This is a genomic window from Thalassobacillus sp. B23F22_16, assembly GCF_043496955.1.
GTDB lineage: Bacteria > Bacillota > Bacilli > Bacillales > Halobacillaceae > Thalassobacillus > Thalassobacillus devorans_A.
In genome coordinates this window covers 1-26,644 of record NZ_JBIEKD010000022.1, presented here as the reverse complement: position 1 = coordinate 26,644, position 26,644 = coordinate 1, and the positions used below count along the sequence as shown (strand labels likewise).

Genomic DNA, 26,644 nt, shown 5'->3' with positions numbered 1-26,644 from the left:
CTGGGTTTATTGCGTCTAAGCTTCTATTTTCTTTTTTTTACAAAAAATTTGAATTTTAGGTGTTTAATTGCAATTTTTGATGGGTAAAATCCCCGTACGACGGAAAGTTCTTTCTATTATATGTAAGCTGGCAGCCAGCCAAAAAAGCAGTGACATTCACGAACACAAGTTACCTGGAAAATTCGACATAAGGAGTGTTTTAGAATGGAAGATCTTTATCCTTCTAGAAAAAATAACCAGCCTGAAATAGTGAAACGAAAGGATCCTGTCATCCACACGGATCGTTCTAAGGATGATCAAGCACCACTATCTAAAGAGCAGCTTGATTCGTATGAACAAAACGGTTTCTTGCAGATTGAGAATTTCTTCTCGGAAGATGAAGTATCAGAGCTGCAAAAGGGGATTTTCGAATTACAAGCAGACAGCAAAGATGTTGTTTCTGACAAGGTTGTTCGCGAACCAGAAAGTGATGAAATCAGATCCATATTCCACGTCCACCATGATGATGAATATTTCAAAAACGTAGCATATGACCAGCGTATTCTTGATATAGTCAATCACTTGCTCGGAAGCGACGTCTATATTCACCAGTCCAGAATCAACTATAAACCCGGGTTTACAGGTAAGGAATTTGACTGGCATTCTGACTTTGAAACCTGGCACGTAGAAGATGGTATGCCACGTATGCGTGCTGTAAGCCTATCCATCGCACTGTCCGACAACTATACGTTCAACGGGCCTTTGATGTTGATACCAGGGTCCCAAAACTACTACGTCAGTTGTGTAGGTGAAACACCAGATGACAACTACAAAGAGTCATTGAAAAAGCAAAAGCTTGGGGTCCCAGACCATGACAGCCTAAGCTGGCTGGCTGAACAAGGCGGCGGCATTTCCGTGCCGACTGGCAAGGCCGGCTCGATCACCTTATTCGAAAGTAACACCATGCACGGCTCTAACGGTAATATCACTCCTTACAGCCGCAACAATCTGTTTATGGTTTACAACAGTGTCGAAAACCAATTAGTAGAACCATTCTCTGGCGGTAAAGAACGCCCAGAATTCATTGCCGTCCGTGAAGGTGCACCGAAATTCAGTACCAACTAGAAAACATCTAAAGAACTTTCCTGATAAATATGCTGTCAGCTTACTAGTGAAAAAAGGCTGTTCCGGGACTTCACCCTGGGACAGCCTTTACTTGTTGTTATGAAATATTTTCAAATTTAGTGAAGTTTAACGATGATAGGAAAAAAGCAAAAGCGAGGTAGTCGTTACTCTCTTGGCTGATCATATCTGCCGAACCAGTCATAGCGGTTTTTTGAAACCCATTTATACAATGGGGAACCGATACGGCTTACAAATGGCAGATAAATCAGTAAGCCAGCATAAAAGGTAAGCGGCAGGGAAATCAACAGTTTTCGGATCGTAAAAAAACCTGCCAGCAGTTCGCCGCCAGATGTTCTCATATAGATTTGATCATAAATATCTTTCCCATGTAAAAAGGAATAATCGCTAGAATTCTCCGTTTCCTGTACAGCAATCCATTCGATTTTTTGGAACCAGTCGAGCTTGCGCAACACTCGTTTCACATTGTAGCAAAGGGGACACTGAGCATCATAGAAGACCGTATGTTTCATGGAATCATCTCCTTTACTTGTACTATTGCCCTATGCTTTTCAGAATAAACTCAGAAACACTTTATGTAAGAAATGGGGATCGATCCCGCAGCCATACTGCGGGATTTTATCCTCTTAGAATTCAACCTTGACCTTCTCTATCCTGTACCATTTCTTCTCTTTCATACCGCTCCACTTTCAGTTGATATTTATCCGGGAGTACATTCTCTGCATGTACTTGTTCGATAAACGCTTGCGCCTCTTCATAGGTAGAAAATAATACCTCTTCTTCCTGTTGGGCAAATTGTACTCTTAATTGGTTTGAATCTTCAGCTATTACTATATATTTCATACCTTCCCCTTCCTTTACCGTATTAAAATCAATTAAAAAAGCCGAAAAAGGTTTGATCCCTTTTCCGGCTTATGTCCGACTCTATTTGTCCGGCCCATTTCCACCTGGCTTCTTCGGTTTTAAAATAAACACAATATAACTTTTATCTTCATGAAAGTCCCAATCGACAAACACGTCGATGACTTCTGTTTCGAGTATATTTTCACAATAAGATTTACTTAACAGACCTTTTTCTAACTGTCTTTTTGTAAGCTTTAACGTTTCACCAAACCCGGAACGAATCAATTCTTTCTCAATCCGGACTAAAATGCCATCGCGGACGACCATCAAGGTCCGGTCGTTCAGCATGAAAGAATCAACTTTTGTGGGAGCTTTTTCAGCCTGCTCACTGACCCTGATGATTTCCTCATGAATTTTTTCCTTGTCGGGGTAATCAGAAAGATGGATTTCTTCATCCTTATCCTTTTTGGCAATGACCCCCAGAAACATTCCGGAACGATTGGGCAGCGACCAGTCATAAAAGACATCCTCAATTTCATAACCGGTCATCATTCGAAGGGTAGCACGAATATCAGGAAGCAGTTCATCCATCAGTAAATCCCTTGTTTCTTCTACTTTCATATCATTGTTTTGTTTGACGAGCACACGCTCCATCGGTGCTAAAAACTCACGCAGATAGATGGTGATATACGGTTCTTCGATGGAAACATACACCGAGGAAGGGCCTTTACCGAAGTTATCCCTCAGCAGCTTACCTGTGTAGCTGGCTATTTCAGCCTGTACGGATTGCTTATCCATTTCATTCATTCCTTTTTTAAGTCAGGACGTTTTATTCCCGACTCCTAGTCTAGTATAAATCCTTCCTCAATCGAACAAAAGTCAAACGCAGTATTTTTATTTTTTTACATGTGTTATTACCCACGACGAGGGAGGTTTGGCCCATACAAAATCTTCCTCAGCTTTGATACAATTTAATTGTTAGAATATTCTAAACTTGTAATCAAAAGGAGGATGACAAATGGACGAGCTTAAACTGATTCCCTTTCAAGTTGAGGAGATCCTTCCCTTATCATCAAATGTCCCGGAAGGTGTAGAAATGATTGAGGCGCCGCTATTGTGGGACCAGACCGAACAGGGTAAAGGAAATGTCATTGCGGTAATCGATACGGGTTGTCAAACCGATCATCCTGAATTGAAAGATAGAATAATTGCCGGAAGAAACTTCACAACTGATTATGATTCTGATGAAAATAATTTCGAAGATAACAATGGTCATGGTACCCATGTGGCCGGGACCATTGCTGCAACAGAAAATGGAACTGGAGTTGTCGGAGTCGCTCCTCAGTCAGACCTTCTCATACTAAAAGTACTATCCGGAAACGGTAGCGGAAGAATGGATTGGATTATTGATGCGATTGAATATGCAGCAAACTGGGAAGGCCCTGATGGTGAACGTGTAAGAGTCATGTCCCTGTCCCTGGGTGGTCCACGTGATATTCCAGAATTGCATGATGCCATCAAGCATGCAGTCGATCAAGATATCGCTGTTGTCTGTGCAGCGGGGAATGCCGGTGACGGACGGGAAGATACCGATGAGTTCGGCTATCCTGGCGCCTATAACGAAGTGATACAAGTAGGTGCGATCGACTTTGACAGGAAGATGGCCGACTTTACGAATACGAACAATGAAATTGACTTAGTAGCCCCAGGAGTAAATATCCTTTCCACTTATCTCAATGGAGAATATGCCCGGTTAAGCGGTACATCGATGGCAACTCCTCATGTCTCGGGGGCTTTGGCGCTTTTAATCAACCTGGCGGAGGGTCAATTTCAGCGGAAACTGACAGAGTCAGAACTCTATGCTCAGTTGATTAAGCGTACGATGCCGCTTGGTTATTCCAAACAAGCTGAGGGGAACGGACTGATTCGCCTTGGGCTTATTGATAAGATAAACGACATTCTTAGTGTATATACTCAGGACTGGCAAGCGACCATCGCGAGAAACGAAGCCAAAATCAAATCGATGCAGCCTTAAAGACGAAAGGAAAGAACAGCACAGGAATTACTTGTGCTGTTCTTTATTTTGTCCCAGCTGCTGTTCTGCCATTTTGACCAGTTCTCTTACCATGCTGCCGCCGATGGCGCCACCCATTCTCCCAGCGTCCTTTGCTTTAATTTCCCCATTATATCCTTCTGACAACGGTATCCCCTGTTCCTCTGCCATTTCGTATTTATCACTCGTACCGTAACGTTCATTCACCAGCTTTTCTTTCAACTGATCCAGACCTTCCCGCGCTTCCGGAACAAGGATTTTATTTCTTCTTCCCATCGGGGTTCTTCCTTTTCAATGCTTCACCGTCATGGCTGATAAGCTTTCCATCTTCGTCAACCTGGTCGATTTGACCATCAATTGTACCCTCTGTCATCGTATCTGAGACTTGTTCATGGGTGATGGCTGCACCATCGGTGAATTGTTCAATTTTTTGATTTTGATATTTATTATTTTTAGAATGTTTTTTCATACGTCAAACCTCCTTCTTCCTTAGTTTCTGCACATAGCCAGCAATTATAACTAACGTATAAAACCAATCCTTACCGCAAAAAATGTAATCGAGGAGGACGAGTGTATGAATATTGCAATTATCGGCGCTGGCCTGGCAGGATTATCGTGCGCCCTCACGTTGGAGAAGTACGGGTATTCCGCCGATATTTTTGAAAAGAGAAAAAAAGTTGGAGACCGTCCGGTTATAGGGGAAGCTATGTCGCCGCTTTTGCACAGACCGATTGATGATGCTATTAAATACTTATCAGAATATCATGATATTCACTTGAAACCCACTACCAATATTCAGAAGATTTTCGTCCATTCCCCCAACGAAACTTCCTTCCTGGAAGGTCACTTGGGTTATACAAATAAACGTGGAAAAGATAAAAATTCTTATGAAAAGCAGCTGGCAGAACAAGTAACGAGCCCGATTCACTTGAAAAAGCAAGTCCAATACGAAGAGATCTCGAAACAATATACTCACGTGGTCCTGGCTACTGGAGATCCTCTTGATACGCAGAGCATCCAATCATACGATACAGCGTTTAAAGCTACATTTGCAGGAGCAATAGTGAAGGGTGACTTTGTCCATAATGAAGTGCATACCTGGTATGACAATGAGCTTGTCCCGAAAGGAATGGTATACTTCCTCCCTTTTTCCAATACCGAAGGACATCTCGTTCTAGTATATCCGAAATATAAAGAAAACCTGGCAATTGACAAAGACAAGCTTTGGAAAGTAATTTTTGAAAAAGCAGAACAAACACTTAAACGGAAATTAAGCGTTACCCAGCAATTCGATCTCGATAATTATGTCGTCGGTAAAAGTAAATACCCACGAATAGGGAATACTTTCTTCGTGGGCAACTGTTTTGGAGCTATCAATCCTTTCCTCGGATTTGGGCAGTTCACTTCGATACTGACTGGCATCTACGCCGCACAAGACCTTTGCGGCATCAGCAATTATGAAGAAGACGTCCAGGTCCTATATGAGAACTATCACGATTCGCTGACACTACGAAGAAAATTGGAAGCCTTAAGTAATGACCAGCTGGATTTAATTACAAAATATTTGCATTACAAGCCGGTACGAAAGCTGCTTGCAGGCTCCAACATCAATTTATTGAAAGTGCTTAGTACACTGACACATCCGTCCCACAGATAGCTGGTACAAATGACGGTTTAATTGACGACTTATGTCTGTTAGCATGGAGAAAGGGACGTAGGAAATCTAATGTCAACGTCAATGTTGCAATTGCTCATAAGTGTGCTTTTTCCTCCATTTTTCTGAGTTATTCTACGTTAACCGTTATACAAGGACGGGCCCTTGAAAGGAGGAGCTTCCATGGAACCACGCATCTTATTACTTTCCAAAAATTCGTCAGACCTCGAACACCTTCAACATGTTTTTTCTGATGAAGGTATATTCAGCCATTGTGAGGGCCAGAACATATCCAACTTGAAATCCCTGCTTCATGAACATAACATTAATGTGATTATTCTCGATGAATCCTGCTTTTCTATTTTGCCTGAGATAAATAGTCTTGCCAAAGATACAAGCGTCATCATTGTATTGCACCAGCATGATGAAGATACACTCAAATTATCGATGGAATATAAGGTGGATCATTTCCTCTTAAAGCCCCGCTACTATAACCTTATCCCTACGATTTATAATGTCCTCGAAGAAAATTCTTAACAGGAACAAAAGCGCAGGCGCCTTGCTAGTAGTGACGTTCGATTAAAAACGGCACGTCCTGTGCCAACATCGAACTGACCTGCATCCTGCAGGCCTCCGACAAGCTTAAGACAAGCCTCGCCGTGACGTTCCTTGTCACAGAGAGGATTGACTTAAGACCTCGAGGGGGTAGGCGCTGGAGCTGGATGTGACCTATTACGTAAAGTTACCAACAAAAGAAGTTTTTATAATTTCCTAGACGACAGAAAAAGAGCTGTATTTTGACCAACAAGATGGCCGAATACAGCTCTTTTGTTATCCAATTTTATATAAATGAATCTTCCATGGTGAGGAGGGTCTTTCAAATACACGTTCAAACGTGAGATTATTTTCTTCATAATTTTGGATCGGTACTGCAGATAGAATATACTTCCCACCCATACTTTCCAGGTGCTCCGTATTAATATCGAGCTGTTCAATCTGCTTATCGCTTTCTTTTGTAAAATCATAGTTCTTTCCCAGTTCATCGACATATAAATACAGCCTGCTTCCCCAGGTATCAAAGTAATGCTCGAGCGATCCGTTCTTTTCCAATTCCGGAGCTATTACTTTCCGCCAGGAATGCTTATAAGATAGCGGGATGGTGGTGTTGTAGGTATCTAAGGTCCATAAACCATTGTATTGGGCAATCGTCGGATGCATCCCGATCGAGACGACCCGATAATCAGAAGGATCCTCTCCGATATATTCCTTAATATCTTCAAAGAGCGCTTCTGAGTAAAACTCCTTATAAGTAAAAGAATCAAACTCGCTGTACTTCGATTCTTCGCCAAGGGGAAATAATAGAGCAACCTGGCTAAGGATGAGCATAAGTACAATAAATTTACCTAAAAACACCCTTTTTTGGATGATTCCCATAGCAAGCCCAAAAACAAGATACCAGAGTAATGGATGCAGAAAGTGGTAGCGGCTGAAGTTGAAATTGTTCAACAGAGAAATCGTATCTTTTGGTACACGCCAGCCTTCCCAGTACCAGTAGCCATACCAAATAGACAGAATAAAATTGGCTGCCAACAGGGATATGAGCAGCTTTGGCACCATCCTCTTCCATACAGCAAGAAGAATCGCAGCCATTGCCGCTGGAAAGATGAACCGATAATGCAAAGTTTCATCATGTGTATGAGCAAAGAGAAAATTTTCAATTCCCAGCTGGAAAGCACCAACTGCATCTTTATCACCCAATTCAAATTCTTCCCGGTGAGGCACATACTCACTGTCCAGAAACATCGAATAGATGACCATATAATTTTTAATCAGAAAAATACTGGTCATCAAGACAATCGAATGGAAAAACGGCCAGTTCAATTGTTTATAGCGAATCCAATCTACCAGCCAGATGACACCAATGATTGAGATAAAAAAAGAAAATGCCAGAATGAAATTGGCATGGAACGGGATAAGTACAAGCATGAGCCAGTATCGCTTCTTTGCATGTCTGCCGAAATCACGAATTTTCATGAATGCAAGCAAAGCAAGCGGCATCCCCGCCATAGAAAGGGCACCGGACGGCCAATATGGAAGCAGCGCAAACGTCAAGGCAGCTCCCGTAATTGGCAACTGGTAATTTGTCCATGTACCTGTCTGTTTTTCAAAATAATAAGCCAGTAGAAAATACATCCCAAACAGTGCTACAACGCGCATAATGGTCTGATTGAGTGTATAAGCAGTAAAAGGCTCAAACAAAGCATACAGCCAGACCATTGCATCAAGCCCTGATGGCAGAGCACTTCTGGGAAGTCCATTGATGATACTAGGCAGCATTTCATTCGGTGAAGCAAAAATCAAATTATTTTCTACTACCAGCTTGAACCAGACGATATTAGAATCGAGATTATCATGTACTCTAATATGGGAGTCTTCGCCTAAAAGATAATAAGGCAGCAAGTATGCTGCCAAAATCAAAGAGGCGATCACTAATAGTTTATGCTTTGTAAAAAGCTCGAATTTGTTCGACAACATGACCGACATCCTCTTTCGCCATTTCGTAATAAAGTGGTAGACGGAGCAGACGCTCGCTATCCTTAGTCGTGTAGACATCCGGGCCGCTCATTTCTCCAAACTTTTCTCCCGCATGAGAGGAATGAAGCGGAACATAGTGAGGGACAGCCATGACGTCGTGTTCCTTCAAATGCTCGATCAGCTGCTTTCGTTCCGGCTCATCCTTCGTCTTGATATAAAACATATGGGCATTGTGTTCTCTGTTTTGTGGAACCATTGGAAGTTCAATTACTCCCTGCTCCGCAAGTGGCTTCAATCCTTCCCAGTAAGCCTGCCACGTAGCAAGCCGGTTGTCATTAATGGAATCTGCTTCCTGCAGCTGGGCATATAGGTACGCTGCATTCAAATCGCTTAACAGGTAGGAGGAACCGATATCGCGCCACGTGTATTTATCCACCCTGCCCTGGATGAACTGGGAGCGGTTCGTCCCTTTTTCCTGAATGATTTCAGCACGGTCGATGAAACGTTGATCATTGATGATCAACGCCCCGCCTTCGCCACACGTATAGTTTTTCGTTTCATGGAAACTGAACGCCCCCAAATGTCCTATAGTACCCAGCGCTCTTCCGTTATAGGAACTGAGCAGCCCTTGAGCAGCATCCTCGATGACATAAAGGTTATACTTTTCAGAAACTGCCATAATGGCATCCATATCACACCCTACACCGGCGTAATGGACCACCACAATTGCCTTCGTCCGGTCGGTGATTGTGTCCTCTACTCGTGTAGCATCGATATTCATTGTCTCCGGTTCAACGTCGACGAATTTGATATGAGCACCGCGAAGGGCGAATGCATTTGCTGTCGAAACGAACGTATAGGAAGGCATGATCACTTCATCCCCTTCCTTAATGTCGATAAGCAAGGCTGTCATTTCCAGGGCATGCGTACAGGAAGGCGTCAACAGTACCTTCTCTGCCTTCAAATAGGACTCCAGCCATTCGGTGCATTTCTTCCCGTACGGACCGTTGCCGGATAGTTTTACGTTACTGATAGCATCTTGAATATAGTCATTTTCTTTTCCTGTTACACATGGTTTATTGAATGTAATAATTGCTAACACCTCAAATAGATTGACTCGTTACGATAATACCCAGCACAATTAAGCCCAGCCCGATTACTTTCTGCGGTGTGACTGGTTCCCCGAACATCACGACGGATAAAAGGAAGACCAGTACAAACGATAGACTCATGAACGGGTACGCATAGCTGATGTTAAATTTGGTCATCGCCGCCATCCAGAAAATCGATGCGACGAACGCAGATAAAAACCCGGAAAGAATTAATGGGTCGAGCAGCAGCTGAAACAAAAATACGATTTTGTCTTTAAGCTCTTCCGGCAGACTGCCATACTTTTCAATCCGCCATTTCAGGATCAGCTGGCCATAAACAGTAAATAGGATGGTTGAAAAAATATAAAAATAGCCCATCATCATACGCCGTCAGACACATCCGCATTCCACTTATGGTAGACATCCACTGCCCGCTTCATTTTGAATCCCAGAGAATAAAACATTTGCATCGAAGGGAAGTTAATGGCTGAGACCGAAGTCTTCAGCTCTTCATGGCCATAAGAAAATAATACCTCACACGCTTTACTTACCAATGGTTTAGCAAGTCCTTTTCCGCGTAATTTTTCATCCATCCCGATCAGTAAAATCGAGTTTTCCTGATAAGCGTAGTAGGCAGCAACCTCCCCTTCATACGTAAGGAACATCACCTGGTCCGCTTCATATAAATCCCGCAGCCAGTTGATGTAGCGCTGTTCAGCTGTTTCTGTCTTCACGTGGAAGTCGCGATGATAACGCCCCATTTTGAAAGCACCTTCGGAAAACGAGACGATCGTATCAAAACTTCCATCACGGGTAATGCCGAATTGATTTTCAGAGAAGGTTACCAGCTGGTCTTTTTTACAGACGGGAGTGATCAGTGTGTCAGCATAAAAGAAACCATGCTCCAAAATCGGCTTCTTGTTAACCATCGGATCGACCTTCAATGTGAAGTGTCCTGGTGTCTCATCTGTTTCTTTTAACGCTTCCTCCTCAGGAGACGTCACTTCATAGGTATCCATCCCGAAATTCCGTCGATCCCATGGCGCTTCTCGTAAGTAGTTTGTCATTGCAATCACCTCATGCCTTCTTCGTCTTCTGTTGTTTCACTGATAATGTATAATGGTCGTCCTTTTGTTTCATTGAATACTTTTCCGATATATAGCCCGAGCACCCCGAAATTGAAGAAAACCAAACCGCCGATAAAATAAATGGAAACCATCACACTCGTCCAGCCTGCCACATGATACTCCATGACAAAGTATTTAAAGATCAAATATAACCCATACACGAAGGAGATGAGTGATATGAAGAAACCGAACTGAATCGATAACCGGAGCGGTTTGTTCGACTGGGAAATGATAACGTCTGTCGCCAAACTGATTAGTTTTCGAAGGTTATACGATGACTTCCCATGCTCCCGTTTATTATGGTTGACGACTATTCTCGTTGACTTATACCCCATCCATTGAATGAACAGCGGAAACAATCGGTTCTGCTCGCGCATTTGACGGAAACTTTTGATTACCTTTTTATGACTGATACTGAAATTAGCGATCGTATGGTCGGAAGATCGTTCCGTCAGGTAGTCATATACTTTATAAAAAAGTTTCGAAGACATCCGCTTCAAGGCGTGGTCCTGGCGCTCCTCCCGGGAACCGAAGACGACATCATAACCTTCCTGAGCTTTTTCATATAGTTTCGCGATATCTTCCGGCTGATCCTGTAAATCACAATCCATGACTACTACCCAATCGCCGTTGGTGTGGTCGAGACCTGCCGTAATCGCATGGTGCTGACCGAAGTTTCGCGATAAATTGAGACCTTTCACTCTCGGGTCCTGGTGGTGGAGTTTTTGGATAGTCGGCCAGGCATCATCCGGGCTGGCGTCATTGACAAGAATCAATTCAAAGTTCATCGGTATCGAACTCATCGTGTCTTTGATACGCGTATATAATTCTTCCAGGCATGCCTCACAACCGTAGATGGGTACGACAACGGAGATCACTTTGCTTGTTTCCTCCATTTATCCATGTACCATACTACGGTTTCGTCAAGGGCTTTTTCCAGTTCCACCACTGGCTTCCATCCTAGCGTCTGTCTAATTTTCGTATCATCTACGGCATATCTTCGGTCATGGCCTGGTCTATCTTCTACAAATGTAATCAAATCCTTAAAACTGGAAAGAGCAAGTTCCTGCTTTCTTTCTTGTTGATGTTCATCAAGAAGCTCGCAGATCCGGTTCGTCATTTCCATATTCGTCCGCTCATTTCTGCCGCCGATATTATAGGTGTCCCCTGCCTTCCCTTCGTGGAAGACTTTATCCAGCGCCTTGCAATGATCCGTTACATAGAGCCAGTCCCGAATATTCTGCCCGTCACCATAAATTGGAATTGCTTCTCCAGCCAGTGCTTTCCTGATAATGGTAGGAATCAGTTTTTCATCGTGCTGTCTCGGCCCGTAATTGTTGGAACTGCTGGATATGACAACATTCATTCCATAGGTATTGTGGTAACTGTTGACCAGCATATTGGCACTCGCTTTTGACGCACTATATGGGTTACGTGGGTCGTAAGGCGTTTCTTCAGTGAAAGCTCCCTCTTCCTCCAGAGAGCCATACACTTCGTCGGTTGATATATGGTGAAAGCGTCGTTCCGACAGGACACCCTTCTGTTCCCAATCGCGTTTAGCTGTTTGCAGCAGGTTGACTGTACCTGCCACATTTGTCGTAATGAATGGCTTCGTATCCGCGATGGATTTATCGACATGGGACTCGGCAGCAAAATGAATGATACCATCGATATCGTAATCAGCGAACACCTTCTCCACGACTTCCTCATCTGCAATGTCACCTTCTATGAAATGATAGTTGGTAAAGGTTTCTGCCTCGCGCAGATTTTCCAGAGATCCGGCATACGTAAGCTTATCTAAGTTGACAATCTCGTAGTCGTCATGCGTCTTCAAAAAATAAGTGATAAAATTGGAGCCGATGAATCCCGCTCCCCCTGTAATTAATAACGTCTTTTTATCTCTACTCATTGTTCACCGATCCTATCATAGGGTTTTGATCGACAACGTCCTCCCAATATTGCTGGACGTGTTTTCGGTTAGCAATATCCATCAGATATTTTCCATAGTCATTCTTTTCCATCTGCTTCCCTTTCTCATATAATTCTTCACGGGAAATGTAGCCCATATAATAAGCGATCTCTTCAATACAGGCAACCTTGAACCCTTGCCGCTGTTCGATGTTTTTGATGAACTGGGAAGATTCAAACAGAGAATCATGCGTACCTGCATCCAGCCAGGCGAAACCTCTGCCTAACAACTGGACATCCAGGTCTCCTGCTTCCAAATACAGCTTATTGATATCCGTGATTTCCAATTCTCCCCGGTCCGAATAATCCAGCTGTTTGGACATCTGGATTACGCGGTTGTCGTAAATATATAATCCGGTCACAGCAAAGTCGGATTTTGGCTCCTCCGGCTTTTCTTCAATCGATATAACTTTTTTATTTTTATCGAACTCGACAACACCAAAACGCTGTGGATTTCCGACACGATAGCCAAACACAGTCGCTCCTTGGTGATTTTTGATCGCTTTCCGGAGCATATCGGTCAAACCTTGCCCGTAAAAGATATTATCACCAAGAATCAAGGTCACATCATCGTCGCCAATAAAATCTTCTCCAACAATGAATGCTTCCGGAATGCCGTTAGGCTCCTCCTGTGCTATATAAGAAATATCAATCCCTAACGATGTGCCGTCGCCAAGCATTTTTTCAAACCGCGGTGTATCTTCTTCGGTACTTATAATCAAAATTTGCTTGATGCCTGCAAGCATCAAAATGGATAAAGGATAGTAGATCATCGGCTTGTCGTAGACAGGAAGCAAATGTTTATTAATGCTATCTGTACTAGGGGACAACCTTGTACCACTGCCTCCAGCCAAAATGATTCCCTTCATAAAATCGCCCTCCTGATAATCAACAGTCACATAGGTTAGATTCTTTTCCTTTTACCTTTTAGCCTGCTCGCTTAAACCTACTTTTTCATTACAATATTTTTACAAAAAGATAACACTTTTCTTAGAGTCAAAAAAATGACCCTCGGATGCCGGGTCATTAGTTGTGGAATAGAGTTAGGTTTAAGTCCTGTGATAACTTTCTTAATGCTTTCCCACCAGCTATACTGTTTCCCCTATTATTGATAGCGGGACCGATGATTCCTATCCCCATCCGTCCTGTCACGACCCCCGTCACCCCGCCAGAAACGCCACTTTTCATAGGAAATCCTACGTCAACGGCGTAAGATCCTGCTTCATTGTACATCCCAGACGTCATCATAATGGCTAAGGTGGTCCCGACATGCCGCGGGTTGTTCAGTTGCTTACCATCCTTCACCCCTTGGCGGGCAAGAAAACAGCCGATTTCTGCCAGTTCATGACTCGTGACCATAATAGAATTAACACGGAAGTATAGGTCAAGCGCGGCTTCCAGTTCCTGATGCGGCAATATTCCGAGACTTTCCATGAAATAGGCCAAGGAGCGGTTACGGGATCCGTTTTTCACTTCTGCTTTATAAACGTCTTCATCCATTTCCACATTCTTATTACCAGTGATTGTGCGGATAAACTCCAATACACGGTTGAAGCGTTCTTCTACTGTAGTACCTTTGATGAGACTGGCCATAGCAATGGCACCAGAGTTCAACATTGGATTATAAGGCTTCTGCTGCTCGTAGTCTTCCAGATTAGAAATGGAATTAAAAAAATCATCGGTAGGTTCTTTATCTACTTTCTGAAAGACCGTTTCCTCACCAAAGTCTTCGAGAGCCATCAAAAGGTTGATTACTTTCGAAATACTCTGCAAGGAAAAGATATAATCATCATCACCTGCAGAATAGACTTCTCCGTCCTCTGAGATGACCGTTATTCCCAGCTTGGTAAGGTGCGATTGGTCCTTTCCAGGTATATGGTCGATGACACTACCTGCAGATGCAAAGGGCCGGCACTCTTTGACAATTTCTTGTATATACTCATTCGATAACTTTTTCATAACCCAAATCCTCCGTCTCCCATACTTATCTATACATCTTTAACCTAATTGCATAAAGTTAAACTTTGAAACAGTAAAAAGCATGAAGCCCCGGAGAGCTTCATGCTTCGTTTATCTTATTTAGTTACAGATTGAGGATTTGGGTATTCAATTTCAAAACCAAGGTCTTTCAGCATCTGATGATCTTTCGTACCTTCCTGCCCGGCAGTAGTCAGGTAATCCCCGACAAAAATGGAGTTGGCCGCATATAACCCCAAAGGCTGCAGGCTTCTTAAATTTACTTCTCTGCCTCCGGAAACCCGTATCTCTTTCGTAGGATTAATAAATCGGAACAGAGCGAGTACTTTTAAACAATAAATCGGAGTCAACTCATTGGTACCTTCTAATGCAGTGCCATCAATGGCATGAAGAAAGTTGACTGGAATCGAATCTGCATCCAGTTCTTTTAATGCCTTAGCCATATGAACCACATCCAGCCTGGACTCTTTCATCCCGACGATGACACCAGAGCAAGGAGATATGCCAGCCTGCTTTGCATAATTGACAGTTTCCACTCGATCATCGTATGTATGCGTAGTGGTAATAGCATCATGATGGTTTTTGGAAGTGTTGATATTATGGTTATAACGGTCAACACCTGCTTCTTTCAGCTTATCCGCCTGCTCTGGCCGGAGGAGACCAAGGCATGCACAGACTTTCATGTCGTATTTTGCTTTGATTTCCTGTACAGCAGCTGTCACTTCATTCAGTTCTCTGTTCGTCGGCCCGCGACCGCTGGCTACAATACAGTAGGTTCCCGAACGAAGGCGATGGGCCTGTTCAGCTCCTTGGACAATCGTATCTTTATCCATCATCCTGTATTTTTGAATCGGAGCTTCCGAGTCGATGGACTGGGCACAATAGCCACAGTTTTCCGGACAGAAACCGGACTTTGTGTTTACGATCATGTTTAATTTTACTTTATTGCCATAGTAGTGTTTACGGATTTGATAAGCACTATGAAGCAATTCTAAAATCTGATCATCATCACTTTCTAAAATGGCAAGACCCTCTTCATCTGAAAGCTCATGCCCGGCAAGTACTTGTTCCGCCAGTAGATTCCAGTTCATACAAGTGCCCCCTTATTAAACAGCCTGCTGCTGTTTACGGAATTTGGTATGTGCCAGCGCTCCTGTTTCTAAACGATAGCCAAGATACCCTGCAAGTACGGATAGAATGATATCTTTTGGAAGTGGAACAGCCATCCAGGCCCATACCATTTGATAGGTCAATCCTTCTGGCGCTTCAAACCAGAATAGATAAGCTGCATACATCCAATTGGTACCTACGATATAATTGATCACCATACCGACAAGCGCAGCGCTCACATACATGGGAAAACTTCTTTTTGCCTCTACCATTTTACCTGCGACATAAGCTAATAGAATAAAAGAAACGATGAATCCGAATGTCGGTGATAACATAATTCCTGCTCCGCCTTTGAATTGAGCAAATATCGGTGCACCGGCTAAACCCAGAATCATATACACAAACATGGAAAACGCACCAAGACGGCTTCCCAGTACGATACCTGCGAGAATTGCAATAAATGTCTGCAATGTAATCGGAACTCCTCCAATTACCATGAAAGGAGCGATGGACGTAATGTTAGCTCCGACTGCTGTCAAAGCAACAAACAAGCTCCCCATCGTTAAATCAAGTGCCGTGAACTTTTTCTTCTTCATATGTAACATCCTCCTGTCTTCCCCATTAACGTTAACCATTATTCTTTTTTGGTTAACAATAGATTAACATAAAAGGCAGAAAAATTCATAGACTTTTTTTATCGCATAGAAAATACCCCGGAGCTTCCATTTACTGGAGGACCCGGGGTATAACAAACAATTAGCGTACTTGTCCGTTTCCGGACATGATATATTTGACTGTTGTAAGTGCAGGTAAGCCCATTGGACCGCGAGCATGCAATTTCTGAGTAGAGATTCCGATTTCCGCGCCAAAACCTAGTGCTCCACCATCGGTAAAACGTGTGGATGCGTTATGATAGATGGCAGCAGCGTCCACCAGACTCTTAAACATTTTTGCTGTATCTGCATTCTCTGTAACAATCGCTTCTGAGTGCTTCGTGCCGTAAGTTTCAATATGATTGATTGCTTCAGCTGCATCGTTGACCGTTTTAATGGCGATATCCTTGCTCAAGTATTCATTCGCCCAATCGGATTCACCAGCTTCAACGGCGTCCGGCATGAGGTTAACAATTTCTTCATCCCCATGGACGTTGATGTCATTATCTTTCAATGCCTTCGTCAAAGCATCAAGGTTTTCATTCAACCAGTCTTTGTGGACGATCAGTGTCTCCGCTGCATTACAGACGGCAGGACGATCTGTTTTTGCATTAACCAGAATGTTTAATGCTTTTTCAACTTCCGCTTCTTTATCAATATATACGTGGCAATTACCTACGCCTGTTTCCAGCACTGGAACGGTCGCGTTATTCACAACCGCACTGATCAGGGAACCACCTCCGCGAGGAATTAAGACATCGACGTGCTCTTTCATGGTGAACAACTGCTGTGTCGCCTCACGTGCTGTGCTGTCAATGAATTGTACGGCTTCTTTCGGTACTTTCGTCTCCTCAAGTCCGTGATGCAGGACTTCTACAATCGCGCGATTGGAGTTGATGGCTGACGATCCACCTTTCAAGACAATCGCATTTCCGGACTTCAACGCAAGACCGGTGGAGTCAACCGTCACGTTTGGACGAGCTTCATAAATCATACCGATTACACCAAGAGGAACCGTTACTTTTTCTACTCCAAGACCGTTCTCCAGCGTCCAGTCAGACAAAACGTGTCCCGTTGGATCTTCCAGTTCTGCAACTTCACGCAGTCCATTGGCAAAATCATAAATACGTTCCTTTGAAAGAGCGAGACGATCCATAAAAGCATCTTCAAAACCTTGCTGGCGGCCGTTTTCCAAGTCCTTTTCGTTGGCTTCCAGGATGGCTTCGTACTCTGCTTCCAGCTTATCCGCTAAAAGATTGAGTGTCTGATTCTTTTCCTCTGTCGTCAACATCGCTAACTTTTTGGCAGCCTTCTTCGCTTCAATCGCCTGTGCTTCCACATTCACTGTTGGTTTGATGGTTGTCATCATTTACCTCCTTATAATTTACACGCCGACTGGAACGGAAACTTCCAGGTGGCAGACAAGATGTTTCTTTTCTACAGCAGCTTGCTTGTATTCCGCTATCTCTTCTTCCGTCATGCTGACAATCTGGCTAATTTGTTTAGAAGAATAATTGACAACGCCAAGCCCGATATCCTCTCCATGGACATCCTTGATCCGGACAACTGCTCCTTCTTTAAAGCGGCCTTTGACATGATGAATATTACCTGGAAGAAGTCCTTCTTTGCTTTCCAAAATCAGGCTCTTACCTTCCTTATCAATGACTACTTCTCCTTCTGGACCGGAATTGAAAGCAATCCACTGTTTCTTATGATCGAGATTCAACGTTTCCGGCTTCGATTCAAAATAGGTGCCGCGCGCTTTTTGATAGACGGCGTCATAAATGATGTCCGCTGCGTTCGCTTTTCCTAGAAACGCCGCAATTCCGGAAGCCATCGTGATTTTGAATGCGTCAATCTTTGATTTCATGCCGCCGGTACCGACATCGCTTCCCGGATCTCCTGCAGCAGCTTCAATCTCCGGTGTGATTTCATGGACTTTTTCTAGTAGTTTAGCGTCTTTGTTTTTGCGAGGGTCTGCATCGTACAACCCGTCTATATCAGAAAGTATAATGAGTTTATCTGCATCGACAAGGGCACTGACTTTAGCGGAAAGAGTATCGTTATCACCGAACTTCAATCGGTCGATGGTAATCGTATCATTCTCGTTGATGATCGGGATGATTCCTCTCTCCAATAAGACATTAATAGTATTTCTAGCATTCTCGTAACGATTTTCGTCTGAAAAATCGCTGCGTGTAATCAGGATTTGTGAAGCAACATACCCGTGGGATAAAAAGAGGTCTGAATAAGATTCGATTAGTAATCCTTGCCCGATGGATGCTGCTGCTTGCTTCTCCGGCAATGTGCTTGGTCTTGAAAGACAGCCAAGCTTGCGGTAGCCTGCAGCTACTGCTCCTGAGGATACGAGCAATACTTCATGTCCGTCATCTTTCAAACGAACGACTTCATCTACTATCTTTTCTAGTTTTCTACGGCTGATTTCTCCATGTAAGCTGGTTAGTGAACTACTTCCGATTTTAATGACTACGCGTTTTTTCTGTGATTGTTGTGTCAATCTATCACTCCTATCCTCTCGTTTGACCATAATATTTATACAATTTAATGAATTATTTTTAAATTATTATACATGTTTGTGCATTTTTATGCTACATTTATTTTGTAACAAGTTCTTTTTCTTTTACGCGGCTCGCTTTACTCATTTCATTGGAGCGAGCTGCCGCTCCTTTTACTGCCTGAGCGATGGCATTTCCGCCGCCATGTTCATTTAATGCATCAAGTCCGGCAGCAGTCGTGCCATTCGGGGAAGTAACTTTTTCCCGTAGCTCTGCTGAAGTATCGTCCTGCTCCTGAAGCATTCTTGCTGCACCAAGAATGGTCTGGGCACCGATTTCTCTTGCTGTGTCGCGGTCAAGACCGCCTTCCTGACCTGCTTTCTCGATGTGTTCCATTAAATAATAGAAGTAAGCCGGTCCGCTTCCAGCAATTCCTGTAAAAATATCCATCTGCTCTTCGTCGATTACGAATACATTACCAATACATTTTAGTAGTTCTTTAGCTGCAACGACATTATCGATACCTGTATATTGTCCTGGTGATATTGCCGTAGCTGATTCACCTACCATGCTCGATGTGTTCGGCATCGCACGGATGACCTGCTGGCCGTCGTTCATATTTTCTTCCATATGACTGGTAGAAATACCAGCCAATACAGATAGAAGTACCTGGTCGGCGTTAAGTTTATCTTTTAACGATTCAAGAACACGATCAATATCTTTCGGCTTCATAGCCAGAATGAAAATGTCGACTTCGTTGTAATTCAATTGTTGAAGTGGTGTCGTACGTACTCCATATTTCGTTTGTATATGATTCAACCGGTCCTGATTGCTCCGGTTAGTTACAATTACCTGATTGACCGGAATCGTTTCGGCTTCGACTATTCCACTGATCATAGCTTCTGCCATTGATCCGGCTCCTAAAAAAGCGATTGTTTTATTAAACAATGACATCTCTCCTTTTTTTCGCAATTGGCGTGTGTGTGAATTCAATGTTTTTCATAGTAACACGCTGATGTGATTATTCAAGGGGTTTTTGGCAATTTATATGTATATACGCGAGATAGTCCATGTAAACGCTCCCATTTCTATTTATCTCATTCCTGGCCGAAGAGAAGTCGCTATACAGCTGCTCAAACGGATATTTGCGAGTTTATAAATAGTCCAAATATTTAGTGAAAATTTAGAAAAACTTGGATTACTCGCCAAGTCCTAATGGCGAAAGCCTTAGATTTTCTCATCCTTAATAAAAGTAAACATTCAAAGTACAAAAAACGCCTGTTGCCGGAAAAATCCCGGTAACAAGCGTTTTTTCTGTGTCCTACCACCACGGACCGCCGTATGGGGGATACCCGCCATAAGGATAACCGTAATAGCCGCCATATGGCGCATAAGGATAACCACCATAAAAACCACCATACAATCCTGGAACGAGCAGACCGCCAATCAACCCTCCAGCCAGACCAGTCGCCAGACTTCCTACAAATGGATAGTTCCTTCCATCATCATAATTCCGCATATCGTAATCCATCTCCATTGGTGGATATGAAGCCATCATTTCTGGAGCAGGATACGGATAAAATTCGTGATCCATACTTACTATTCGCCTCCTTGATTGATAACAGCAAGTCGAATGCCTACGCTTTAGCCTATGACAGATACCCAATTAAGGGTGGGCTAGTGCGGATTTTTTAAAAATTTCAACCAGGAGCAAAGTTAGCGTATGGGACGAACCATTTTCTCCATATATATAAGGCGAGAGGGTGGGATGTAAATGGAAGTGATCACTGCTGCAGGTTTAACTTTTGTGGCAGGAGCCACGTGCTATGCAGCTTATCTTAAATATCAGAATAAATCAGATAAAAGCATCGATTATATTTTTTCGAAAAGCAGCCGATCACCGAAGGAAGAATTACTTCGAATCATCGACGCCACCAATCACACGCTGGACGTTGCGGTTTTCATTTTGACAGAGGAAGACTTTGTCACTCATATTTGCAAGGCCTCAAAACGAGGAGTCCACGTTCGGGTGCTGACAGATGACAGTCAGTTGAAAACACTCAATAAGCAGAAAGAAAATGTCCAAAAACTTTTGCAATGCGGCATTCCGATCAAAGTAAATAACCATGATGGGATCATGAACCTGAAAATAATGATCGCTGACCAGCAGGTGATTTCAAATGGTTCTTACAACTTCACTTATTCAGCCGAAAACAGGAATGATGAAGTAACCGTCATCCTGCGGGATAGGAAAACGGCACAGGAATGGACGAAAGTTTTTAATGCGAAATGGAAGGACAGCCGGAATTATAAAAGCTATCATTCTTTATCTGGGAAAAAGTACGCCTGATTTAACTTTTTGGAGTGCCTTTACTAGCTCCTCTCCCCCTCCTTTATTCATGAAATCCTCTCTTCTCGAATAATTTCATAGTACAAGCTGAAAAGAGGTGAAATTTATGGGAAAACGAAGCGACATCATCATCATCGGAGGCAGCGTGATGGGTTCGAGCATCGCCTATCACTTGCTTAAGGACGGCTTCACTGGTGAAGTGACTGTTTTTGAGAAAGATAGACTCTATGAATTTTCCTCAACACCGCGCAGCGCAGGCGGGATAAGGCAGTTGTTCACCACCGACATCAATATCCAAATCAGCCGCTATAGTTTGAAAAAATATCTGAGTTTCCCTGAGGATATGGCAGTCGATGGCGAGCGAGCGGAAATTGACTTTAAACAAAGAGGCTACCTTTTCCTGGGGCATCAGGAATCTCGCAATCAGTTGGAGAATCAGATGATAAAGCAGCAGCGATACGGCGTGCCCTCCCAGTTCCTTTTACCGGATGAACTAAAAGAAATCATACCGGAACTGACTACAGATGACCTTGCAGGCGGGTTGTATTGCGCGGAAGATGGTTACCTTGACCCCTACTCGGTCATGCAGGGTTACATTAAAAAGGCCAAGCAGTTGGGAGTGCGTTATGTATATGAAGGAGTTGACCATATTTTAACGGACCGGAATGGGGTCACCGGTGTGCAATTAGGAAATGGCGAGACATATTATGCTCCCCGTGTTATTAATTGTGCCGGTCCATGGGCTCCTTTGCTCAGTAAAAAATTGAACCTGCCGCTCCCGATTGTGCCATTGAAACGGCAAGTCATCCAATTTGATATTGCAGACCCCCTTTTAAAAGAACTCCCACTGACGATTGATCCGACTGGTGTCTATTTCCGGCATGAAGGAAAAGAAATCATCTCTGGATTCTCTGAAAAAGTGAAACCTGGCTACGATTTCCGTTGGACAAGGGCGTTTTTTGAAGAGCAATTATGGCCGGTTCTGGCCCAGCGTATCAAAAACTTCGAGCGGGCAAAAATCACTGGCGGCTGGGCAGGATTATATAGCCATAACACCCTGGATCAGAACGCCATTATCGGCCCCCATCCTAAGCTGACCGGTTATTATCTGGCGTGTGGTTTCAGTGGACATGGCATGCAGCAGGCGCCAGCGGTAGGAAAATGCCTGGCGGAACTATTGGTGACTGGCAGCTACCAGACACTGGATTTGAGTCCCCTACGATTCGAACGGTTTGAGGAGAATGATCTTGTTATTGAAAATGCAGTAGTTTAGTAAAGCTGGGAGGTTCTGGTTTCATGCTCTATCTCAATGAACAAGCGATAAAACAGGCGGTATCAATGAGTGAAGTGACAGACAGTATCGATCTCGCCTATCAAACATATGAAGCGAAGCAGTATCATATGCCCACAAGAATGCGGGTGCCCCACGGTGTAAATGATTTTTTGTTGATGCCGTGTGTGACGAGAGAAGTGATTGGCACTAAGTTCGTGGCTGTACATCCAAAAAACATTAATACTCCGGTAATCCAGGGGCTTGTCACCTTGAATGATGCCAAAACAGGCACCCCCATCGCTATGTTAAATGGAACGGTTTTGACTGGCATGCGGACGGGTGCGATTGGCGGGTCAGCAGTCAGACACCTGAGCCGCCCGGAAGTCGCCAACCTGGCATTGATTGGAACCGGAGCGCAAGGTTTCTACCAGGCACTGGCAGCTTGTGCTGAACGGGATATCAAGCATATTCATCTGTTTAACCGCTCCAAAGCTCGTATGATCGACTTTGTTGATCAATTGCAAAAGGAATTAGGTGAGCATATCAAAATCAGTATCCATCACTCAGCCGCAGACGCGGTGGAAAAAAGTGAAGTCGTTATAACTGCCACTACATCCCGTCATCCGGTTCTTCCTGATGATGAAGCGTTATTGAAAGGAAAACTCCTGATTGGTGTCGGCTCTTTCCGACCGGACATGCGCGAATTTCCACATGCCGTCTACCGGCTGATCGACAATGTATATGTAGATAGTACCGATGCCATCCAGGAGTCTGGTGATATTGCCCAACCTTTAGAACAAAAGTGGCTCCATCCCTCTCAAGTCATCTCTTTCTCAAAAGTCGTCACTGGTGTCCAAGCGATCGACCGGGAGAAAACCATCCTGTTCAAATCAACAGGGATGGGCTTATTTGATGCAGTGGCGGCCTACCACATCTACCAAAAGGCACAACAGAAAAATCTCGGCACCTCACTGACGTTATGAGGTGCAATACTTATTAAAGGGGAGATTAGATGAACAATATCATTATTGTTGAATTCATCCTGTATTGTCTTGTCATACTTGGAATCGGTTATTATTTCAGCAGGACGAAGCTGGACCATTCTGCTTTTCTATTAGGCGGAAAAACACTGCCTGGATGGGCGCTTGCCTTTTCCGAGCGTGCCACAGGCGAATCGGCCTGGCTGTTACTCGGGTACACAGGCTTCGTGTTTGCCACAGGATTATCCGGTATCTGGGTAGCAGCAGGGATTGCACTCGGAATTATTTTTTCCTGGCTGTTCCTTGCAAAAAAATTCATGGAAGAGCGGGATAAATATAACGTATTGACCCTTCCGGATTACCTGGCGGCCCGCTTCGGCGGACTGGCGAACCTGATCCGCTGGTTCGCCACCATACTGATAAGCAGTTTTCTCATGTTCTATTTAAGCGCCCAGATGGCCGGGGCCGGAAAAATGTTGTTCACCACCTTTGGTTTGAATGAAACGTTAGGTGTTATTCTGGCTACCATCGTTGTAATCGGTCTCGCTTTCACGGGAGGTTTCATATCTGTTGTATGGACGGACATGATCCAAAGTGTCATGATGCTGATCACCCTGGTCGCACTTCCGATTGTAGCCCTCGTGTATATCAAAACGAATGACTTATCTATTCCAACTGCGTTAGCTGAAGCAGGTTCCACACACGATGCCTGGTTCGGTGGTGCTGCCGGGTTTGCCATTGGACTATTGTTTTTCAACAACTTTTCCTGGTTTTTCGGCTTCCTCGGCGGGCAGCCTCAGTTAAGTGCCAGATTCATGGCTTTAAGAAGTGAAAAAGATGTGAAGACCGGCCGCAATGTCGCCATCCTTTGGACCTTCCTTGCCTACGGGGGAGCTTTCATGATCGGCGTCACCGCTATCACCATCTACAGTCAGGGTTCCTTTGCGGATACGGAAACGGTTCTGCCAGTGATGATTATGGACCTCATGCCGGCCTGGATTGCAGGTATACTACTGTCCGGTATCCTTGCAGCCATCATCACGACAGCCGATTCCCAGTTGATGGTAGTCACAAGCTCCATTAGTGAAGACATTTTGCATAAAGCATTAAAACTGGAGCTTTCTGAAAAACAGTTACTGACTGCCTCCCGGGTCATCATCATCATTTGTGGATTAATCGGTATGACAATCGCTCTCGTCTCCGAAACGTTGCTCTATTTGATTGTTGGATGGGCATGGGCAGGCGTTGGTGGAACCCTCTCTCCTGCCATCATCCTGACATTTGTCTGGAAACGTTATTCCGGTATAGGGGTAATCGCCACCATCGTTTCCGGATTCGTTTTCACCGTACTATGGATCAGCACACCCCTGGACTCCATCATTACGTCCCGTTTCACAACATTCTTTATCGCAGCATTTTTTGGTATTGTATTCAGCCTGCTTTTCCCAAACCAAAAATCACAGCAGGCCTAGAAAAAGAACGCGGATCGGTGATCCGCGTTCTCTTTTTGTTATCATCCCGTTTTCCACTGTTTTGTTACGGGAACGGTCTCTTTCTTCTCTTTTATAAAATTCATACAGGTGATAAATAATCCACAAACGATCAACAGACCAACCATGCCGGCGAGCCCTTTGGCAAGCAGGAAGTCAAATGAGCTGAAGAAGACGATGGCCAGTCCGACAGCAGCGACCAGGGAATAGAACCCTACACTGCGGAAGGACGCTTTCCAAACCCAGTTTCCGGCATTGTCGATCAGGCTGACTGCCACAATCGTGATAATATTGATGCCCATTCCGATCCATACCGGGTGTGTATTCATGAAAAAATCATTGATTGCCCAGCCGCTGAGATGGTACCACAGGAGACCGGATGCCGAACCAGTAAACAAGGATATTAATGCTGCACGTTTTGTCACGACAGGCCAGAAAATCGCCGCAACAACCGGGGCAAATGTCGCAGAGTTTCTCGTTACCCACGCCACGACGTTCCACCACGCGGATTGTTCAGAACGAAGCAGTGCAAATACAATCATTAACCCAGTCAACAACAGCAAAGACCATTTGGTATATTTGATCAGCTGTAATTCATTGGCTTTAGGATTCAAAGCTTTTCCGACATCTCGGCCAAGGCTTGTTGCACCAGAGAATTGACAAGGTGCTCCCCAACTGAGTGCAGCTGCCCAGAAACCTAAGAAAAACAGCCCGACTAACGGTGCCGGCAGGGTTTCCATCAAGTAAAGAGGAACTGCCACCAGGCCACGTGTTTCCCCAGGTACTACTTGTGCGGCCGCGAGTCCGAATAGTACAGCACCGATGATCAACGGAATACCAAGCAGAGAAGCGTAGATTAAGCCGCGGCGTCCCTGTTCCGGCGTTTTACAGGACAATGCCATCTGAAATGCTGCCTGAGCAAGAATGACATTGAAAAGGAACGTCCCGAACCAGGCCAGGATCGTCTGTAGACCAGCCGCATTCCAGGAAGCATACTCAGGTCTTTCCTGGAACAGCGTCTGGATGCCATCAATCCCTGGATTGATAAAAAATGCGTAAGTTCCGATCGCAAGCATCATGAAAAATACCACGACATTGCTCAATTGTGTAAATCCGACCGACCACATGCCGCCGAATTGCAGGTAGACAAATAGTAATAAAGCAGTTAAAGCGACGGATAATACCAGTGAAATTCCTGTAAATACGGACAATGCTGATGCAAATGCCAGTGCGGTCGCCACCGACCACATCGGGAATGTGAAAGCCGTAATTGCTCCGGCAAGTCCACGAACCTTTTCACCGTACCTGTCACCCAGCAGTCCCGAAATCGTCACCAGCGCGCGCTTACGGAATGGTGCAATTAAAACAAGAGCGATGATCAACACGTGCAGTGTTTCCGCAACACCATACCAGATCGCCGATACTCCCGTCAGATAGCTGAGCTCAAGAATCGCTATGTATGACGATCCGGAAAACAATCCGGTGATACAGACGGTGACAAACAGGGTGTTGAACCCACGCCCTCCTACAAAAAATCCGTTACCATCTTTCGCCCGCCTCATTCCGAGCTGGCTCATGAAAATCAAAAAGAACGTATAGGCTAATGCAAAACCGATGAACCAATATCCTACTGTTGTCATTCTTCTGCCTCCTTAAAAATATGTTAAACTTCTTGGCTGCTTTAAATCCTATTATATTTATCAGTTTAATGAGTTTAAAATTAATAAAAATCCCCCTGTCATTTAGAAAACCCTTTTTAGGGATGCCCTTTCACATAATCGAGTAGGAGGAGGTGACTAACCTCCGTCCTCTCACACCACCGTACGTACGGACCCGTATACGGCGGTTTCTTTAAGATTGACGTAAGAAAATATATCTTTGATACAAACTGCGAAGCCCTAA

Annotated in this window: 28 protein-coding genes; 8 read left to right on the top strand and 20 right to left on the bottom strand. The window is 44.1% G+C overall.

Going from position 1 to position 26,644, the window contains the following annotated elements:
* Positions 1-204 precede the first annotated feature (204 nt).
* On the top strand, positions 205-1,104 hold the full coding sequence (gene thpD / locus ACGTNI_RS15565; RefSeq protein ID WP_394463667.1) for an ectoine hydroxylase: 900 nt from the start codon (positions 205-207) through the stop codon (positions 1,102-1,104).
* Positions 1,105-1,268: 164 nt separating this feature from the next.
* Here thpD and ACGTNI_RS15560 read toward each other — a convergent pair whose 3' ends face one another.
* The 3 genes from ACGTNI_RS15560 to ACGTNI_RS15550 form a co-directional block, all read right to left on the bottom strand.
* Positions 1,269-1,634 carry a thiol-disulfide oxidoreductase DCC family protein gene (locus ACGTNI_RS15560; RefSeq protein WP_394463666.1) on the bottom strand — a complete coding sequence of 122 codons (366 nt, stop codon included), beginning with the start codon at positions 1,632-1,634 and terminating at the stop codon, positions 1,269-1,271.
* 121 nt (positions 1,635-1,755) lie between these two features.
* Positions 1,756-1,965, bottom strand: coding sequence for a hypothetical protein (locus ACGTNI_RS15555; protein ID WP_394463665.1), 210 nt, complete (start codon positions 1,963-1,965; stop codon positions 1,756-1,758).
* Between the two features lie 81 nt (positions 1,966-2,046).
* Positions 2,047-2,763, bottom strand: a complete 717-nt coding sequence (locus ACGTNI_RS15550) for a Na-translocating system protein MpsC family protein (RefSeq protein ID WP_394463664.1) — start codon at positions 2,761-2,763, stop codon at positions 2,047-2,049.
* A gap of 220 nt (positions 2,764-2,983) precedes the next feature.
* Between ACGTNI_RS15550 and ACGTNI_RS15545 the strand changes: the two genes are divergently transcribed.
* On the top strand, positions 2,984-4,000 hold the full coding sequence (locus ACGTNI_RS15545) for a S8 family peptidase (RefSeq protein WP_394463663.1): 1,017 nt from the start codon (positions 2,984-2,986) through the stop codon (positions 3,998-4,000).
* 27 nt (positions 4,001-4,027) lie between these two features.
* Here ACGTNI_RS15545 and ACGTNI_RS15540 read toward each other — a convergent pair whose 3' ends face one another.
* Complete coding sequence (locus ACGTNI_RS15540; protein WP_394463662.1) at positions 4,028-4,294, bottom strand: alpha/beta-type small acid-soluble spore protein; 267 nt, start codon at positions 4,292-4,294, stop codon at positions 4,028-4,030.
* Positions 4,278-4,487, bottom strand: a complete 210-nt coding sequence (locus ACGTNI_RS15535; protein WP_394463661.1) for a YozQ family protein — start codon at positions 4,485-4,487, stop codon at positions 4,278-4,280. Before ACGTNI_RS15535 ends, ACGTNI_RS15540 begins: the two co-directional genes overlap by 17 nt.
* A gap of 105 nt (positions 4,488-4,592) precedes the next feature.
* On the opposite strand from ACGTNI_RS15535, the gene ACGTNI_RS15530 reads away from it, so the two are divergent.
* On the top strand, positions 4,593-5,675 hold the full coding sequence (locus ACGTNI_RS15530; RefSeq protein ID WP_394463660.1) for an FAD-dependent oxidoreductase: 1,083 nt from the start codon (positions 4,593-4,595) through the stop codon (positions 5,673-5,675).
* Between the two features lie 180 nt (positions 5,676-5,855).
* Complete coding sequence (locus ACGTNI_RS15525; protein WP_394463659.1) at positions 5,856-6,209, top strand: response regulator; 354 nt, start codon at positions 5,856-5,858, stop codon at positions 6,207-6,209.
* A gap of 294 nt (positions 6,210-6,503) precedes the next feature.
* On the opposite strand, the gene ACGTNI_RS15520 is transcribed toward ACGTNI_RS15525, so the two are convergent.
* From ACGTNI_RS15520 to ACGTNI_RS15455, 14 genes are all read right to left on the bottom strand, one after another.
* Positions 6,504-8,207, bottom strand: coding sequence for a DUF6044 family protein (locus ACGTNI_RS15520; RefSeq protein ID WP_394463658.1), 1,704 nt, complete (start codon positions 8,205-8,207; stop codon positions 6,504-6,506).
* Positions 8,170-9,309 (bottom strand): dTDP-4-amino-4,6-dideoxygalactose transaminase, encoded by a 1,140-nt coding sequence (gene rffA, locus ACGTNI_RS15515; protein WP_394463657.1) that lies wholly within the window; start codon positions 9,307-9,309, stop codon positions 8,170-8,172. The genes ACGTNI_RS15520 and rffA overlap by 38 nt, the downstream gene beginning before the upstream one ends.
* 1 nt (position 9,310) lies before the next feature.
* Positions 9,311-9,676 carry an EamA family transporter gene (locus ACGTNI_RS15510; protein ID WP_085505655.1) on the bottom strand — a complete coding sequence of 122 codons (366 nt, stop codon included), beginning with the start codon at positions 9,674-9,676 and terminating at the stop codon, positions 9,311-9,313.
* A gap of 2 nt (positions 9,677-9,678) precedes the next feature.
* Positions 9,679-10,365 (bottom strand): GNAT family N-acetyltransferase, encoded by a 687-nt coding sequence (locus ACGTNI_RS15505; RefSeq protein WP_394463655.1) that lies wholly within the window; start codon positions 10,363-10,365, stop codon positions 9,679-9,681.
* A 5-nt stretch (positions 10,366-10,370) separates the two neighbouring features.
* Entirely contained in the window at positions 10,371-11,303 is a 933-nt protein-coding gene (locus ACGTNI_RS15500) for a glycosyltransferase family 2 protein (protein ID WP_394463654.1), read from the bottom strand.
* Positions 11,300-12,334, bottom strand: coding sequence for a dTDP-glucose 4,6-dehydratase (gene rfbB / locus ACGTNI_RS15495; RefSeq protein WP_394463653.1), 1,035 nt, complete (start codon positions 12,332-12,334; stop codon positions 11,300-11,302). Before rfbB ends, ACGTNI_RS15500 begins: the two co-directional genes overlap by 4 nt.
* Positions 12,327-13,262, bottom strand: coding sequence for a glucose-1-phosphate thymidylyltransferase RfbA (rfbA, locus tag ACGTNI_RS15490; protein ID WP_394463652.1), 936 nt, complete (start codon positions 13,260-13,262; stop codon positions 12,327-12,329). The genes rfbB and rfbA overlap by 8 nt, the downstream gene beginning before the upstream one ends.
* A 157-nt stretch (positions 13,263-13,419) precedes the next feature.
* Positions 13,420-14,352 (bottom strand): glutaminase A, encoded by a 933-nt coding sequence (gene glsA, locus ACGTNI_RS15485; RefSeq protein ID WP_394463651.1) that lies wholly within the window; start codon positions 14,350-14,352, stop codon positions 13,420-13,422.
* 116 nt (positions 14,353-14,468) lie between these two features.
* On the bottom strand, positions 14,469-15,461 hold the full coding sequence (gene bioB / locus ACGTNI_RS15480) for a biotin synthase BioB (protein WP_394463650.1): 993 nt from the start codon (positions 15,459-15,461) through the stop codon (positions 14,469-14,471).
* Positions 15,462-15,476: 15 nt separating this feature from the next.
* Positions 15,477-16,076 (bottom strand): biotin transporter BioY, encoded by a 600-nt coding sequence (locus tag ACGTNI_RS15475; RefSeq protein WP_394463649.1) that lies wholly within the window; start codon positions 16,074-16,076, stop codon positions 15,477-15,479.
* Positions 16,077-16,236: 160 nt separating this feature from the next.
* Positions 16,237-17,499: a glutamate-5-semialdehyde dehydrogenase gene (locus ACGTNI_RS15470; protein ID WP_394463648.1), complete on the bottom strand. Its 1,263-nt coding sequence runs from the start codon at positions 17,497-17,499 to the stop codon at positions 16,237-16,239.
* Between the two features lie 18 nt (positions 17,500-17,517).
* Positions 17,518-18,681 (bottom strand): glutamate 5-kinase, encoded by a 1,164-nt coding sequence (gene proB, locus ACGTNI_RS15465; RefSeq protein WP_394463647.1) that lies wholly within the window; start codon positions 18,679-18,681, stop codon positions 17,518-17,520.
* 67 nt (positions 18,682-18,748) lie between these two features.
* Positions 18,749-19,603 (bottom strand): pyrroline-5-carboxylate reductase, encoded by an 855-nt coding sequence (gene proC / locus ACGTNI_RS15460; RefSeq protein ID WP_394463646.1) that lies wholly within the window; start codon positions 19,601-19,603, stop codon positions 18,749-18,751.
* A gap of 367 nt (positions 19,604-19,970) precedes the next feature.
* On the bottom strand, positions 19,971-20,243 hold the full coding sequence (locus ACGTNI_RS15455) for a hypothetical protein (RefSeq protein ID WP_139823725.1): 273 nt from the start codon (positions 20,241-20,243) through the stop codon (positions 19,971-19,973).
* Positions 20,244-20,423: 180 nt separating this feature from the next.
* Here ACGTNI_RS15455 and ACGTNI_RS15450 point away from each other — a divergent pair, with 180 nt between their 5' ends.
* From ACGTNI_RS15450 to ACGTNI_RS15435, 4 genes are all read left to right on the top strand, one after another.
* Complete coding sequence (locus ACGTNI_RS15450) at positions 20,424-20,999, top strand: phospholipase D-like domain-containing protein (protein WP_394463645.1); 576 nt, start codon at positions 20,424-20,426, stop codon at positions 20,997-20,999.
* A 106-nt stretch (positions 21,000-21,105) separates the two neighbouring features.
* On the top strand, positions 21,106-22,272 hold the full coding sequence (locus tag ACGTNI_RS15445; protein ID WP_394463644.1) for an NAD(P)/FAD-dependent oxidoreductase: 1,167 nt from the start codon (positions 21,106-21,108) through the stop codon (positions 22,270-22,272).
* A 23-nt stretch (positions 22,273-22,295) separates the two neighbouring features.
* Positions 22,296-23,255 (top strand): ornithine cyclodeaminase family protein, encoded by a 960-nt coding sequence (locus ACGTNI_RS15440; RefSeq protein ID WP_394463643.1) that lies wholly within the window; start codon positions 22,296-22,298, stop codon positions 23,253-23,255.
* A 29-nt stretch (positions 23,256-23,284) separates the two neighbouring features.
* Positions 23,285-24,724: a sodium/proline symporter gene (locus ACGTNI_RS15435; protein WP_394463642.1), complete on the top strand. Its 1,440-nt coding sequence runs from the start codon at positions 23,285-23,287 to the stop codon at positions 24,722-24,724.
* Between the two features lie 41 nt (positions 24,725-24,765).
* Here the strand turns inward: ACGTNI_RS15435 and ACGTNI_RS15430 are convergent, their stop codons facing one another.
* Positions 24,766-26,382: a sodium:solute symporter family protein gene (locus ACGTNI_RS15430; protein ID WP_394463641.1), complete on the bottom strand. Its 1,617-nt coding sequence runs from the start codon at positions 26,380-26,382 to the stop codon at positions 24,766-24,768.
* Between the last annotated feature and the right edge of the window lie 262 nt (positions 26,383-26,644).

Excerpts from the sequence above, each read along its gene's own strand:
- proC (WP_394463646.1), bottom strand. The coding sequence starts at position 19,603 with ATGTCATTGTTTAATAAAACAATCGCTTTTTTAGGAGCCGGATCAATG.
- ACGTNI_RS15450 (WP_394463645.1), top strand. The coding sequence starts at position 20,424 with ATGGAAGTGATCACTGCTGCAGGTTTAACTTTTGTGGCAGGAGCCACG.
- ACGTNI_RS15430 (WP_394463641.1), bottom strand. The coding sequence starts at position 26,382 with ATGACAACAGTAGGATATTGGTTCATCGGTTTTGCATTAGCCTATACG.
- rfbB (WP_394463653.1), bottom strand. The coding sequence starts at position 12,334 with ATGAGTAGAGATAAAAAGACGTTATTAATTACAGGGGGAGCGGGATTC.
- ACGTNI_RS15555 (WP_394463665.1), bottom strand. The coding sequence starts at position 1,965 with ATGAAATATATAGTAATAGCTGAAGATTCAAACCAATTAAGAGTACAA.
- ACGTNI_RS15525 (WP_394463659.1), top strand. The coding sequence starts at position 5,856 with ATGGAACCACGCATCTTATTACTTTCCAAAAATTCGTCAGACCTCGAA.
- thpD (WP_394463667.1), top strand. The coding sequence starts at position 205 with ATGGAAGATCTTTATCCTTCTAGAAAAAATAACCAGCCTGAAATAGTG.
- ACGTNI_RS15510 (WP_085505655.1), bottom strand. The coding sequence starts at position 9,676 with ATGGGCTATTTTTATATTTTTTCAACCATCCTATTTACTGTTTATGGC.
- ACGTNI_RS15435 (WP_394463642.1), top strand. The coding sequence starts at position 23,285 with ATGAACAATATCATTATTGTTGAATTCATCCTGTATTGTCTTGTCATA.
- ACGTNI_RS15455 (WP_139823725.1), bottom strand. The coding sequence starts at position 20,243 with ATGGATCACGAATTTTATCCGTATCCTGCTCCAGAAATGATGGCTTCA.
- ACGTNI_RS15535 (WP_394463661.1), bottom strand. The coding sequence starts at position 4,487 with ATGAAAAAACATTCTAAAAATAATAAATATCAAAATCAAAAAATTGAA.
- ACGTNI_RS15545 (WP_394463663.1), top strand. The coding sequence starts at position 2,984 with ATGGACGAGCTTAAACTGATTCCCTTTCAAGTTGAGGAGATCCTTCCC.
- ACGTNI_RS15505 (WP_394463655.1), bottom strand. The coding sequence starts at position 10,365 with ATGACAAACTACTTACGAGAAGCGCCATGGGATCGACGGAATTTCGGG.
- ACGTNI_RS15440 (WP_394463643.1), top strand. The coding sequence starts at position 22,296 with ATGCTCTATCTCAATGAACAAGCGATAAAACAGGCGGTATCAATGAGT.
- ACGTNI_RS15550 (WP_394463664.1), bottom strand. The coding sequence starts at position 2,763 with ATGGATAAGCAATCCGTACAGGCTGAAATAGCCAGCTACACAGGTAAG.
- glsA (WP_394463651.1), bottom strand. The coding sequence starts at position 14,352 with ATGAAAAAGTTATCGAATGAGTATATACAAGAAATTGTCAAAGAGTGC.
- ACGTNI_RS15530 (WP_394463660.1), top strand. The coding sequence starts at position 4,593 with ATGAATATTGCAATTATCGGCGCTGGCCTGGCAGGATTATCGTGCGCC.
- proB (WP_394463647.1), bottom strand. The coding sequence starts at position 18,681 with ATGGTCAAACGAGAGGATAGGAGTGATAGATTGACACAACAATCACAG.
- bioB (WP_394463650.1), bottom strand. The coding sequence starts at position 15,461 with ATGAACTGGAATCTACTGGCGGAACAAGTACTTGCCGGGCATGAGCTT.
- ACGTNI_RS15560 (WP_394463666.1), bottom strand. The coding sequence starts at position 1,634 with ATGAAACATACGGTCTTCTATGATGCTCAGTGTCCCCTTTGCTACAAT.
- rfbA (WP_394463652.1), bottom strand. The coding sequence starts at position 13,262 with ATGAAGGGAATCATTTTGGCTGGAGGCAGTGGTACAAGGTTGTCCCCT.
- ACGTNI_RS15520 (WP_394463658.1), bottom strand. The coding sequence starts at position 8,207 with ATGTTGTCGAACAAATTCGAGCTTTTTACAAAGCATAAACTATTAGTG.
- ACGTNI_RS15470 (WP_394463648.1), bottom strand. The coding sequence starts at position 17,499 with ATGACAACCATCAAACCAACAGTGAATGTGGAAGCACAGGCGATTGAA.
- ACGTNI_RS15445 (WP_394463644.1), top strand. The coding sequence starts at position 21,106 with ATGGGAAAACGAAGCGACATCATCATCATCGGAGGCAGCGTGATGGGT.
- ACGTNI_RS15540 (WP_394463662.1), bottom strand. The coding sequence starts at position 4,294 with ATGGGAAGAAGAAATAAAATCCTTGTTCCGGAAGCGCGGGAAGGTCTG.
- ACGTNI_RS15475 (WP_394463649.1), bottom strand. The coding sequence starts at position 16,076 with ATGAAGAAGAAAAAGTTCACGGCACTTGATTTAACGATGGGGAGCTTG.